At 32.6% G+C, this 662-nt stretch carries 1 pseudogene; it reads left to right on the forward strand.

From position 1 onward, the window contains the following. Nucleotides 1–439: 439 nt before the first annotated feature. Nucleotides 440–662, forward strand: a pseudogene (locus ACFIO5_RS12215) (quinone-dependent dihydroorotate dehydrogenase); the annotation flags it as partial.

Below are 662 nucleotides of genomic sequence, written 5' to 3' on the forward strand. Positions count from 1 at the left end.
CATGTTAAAGGTTTAACAAGGCGCTTTGTTTGGCTTGAGAAAAGAATAGTTTATAAAGCTCAGACGGATAATTTTTTGATAAGAAATGTATTTTCTCTTCTTGGCGACTAAAGGTAAACCATTGTCTTTAATTTATAAAATTATTTCAAGACTTTTATGATAATATATTGAAAAATGAGATATATTTTATGAGGTTATCTGTTGTTCTTATTTGCAGAGTGTTGCAATTTTCAATATCTGAATAATTGTGAAAAAAAGAAAGGATTTTTCTGTTCAATGTTCATAAACAGAAAGATGAAGAGCAATGATATTGTAAACTTTCTTTTAGTAGGGATTACGTTATTATCGAGATAAGGTTCGATCTATAATGGTAAGCTTTTATGTTAAAAGTTTTACGTGAGGGTGCAATGGATTATTTGTGTGTTTTGGAGAGGGATGGATGAGTTTTTTTCGTTGTATTGGTCGTTCTGCTTTATTTATGTTGGATCCAGAGCATGCACACCGTTTAGCGATTATGGGGCTGAAAAGTGGACTGAACAGTTATCAGAAGGTCGTTGATAAGCGGTTATGTGTGACTATTGCGGGTCTTAAATTTGAAAACTTTATCGGTCTTGCTGCGGGTTTTGATAAGAATGCAGAGGTTGTCAATGATGTTTTTCATT

The sequence above is a fragment of the Bartonella sp. AA86SXKL genome (assembly GCF_042196885.1).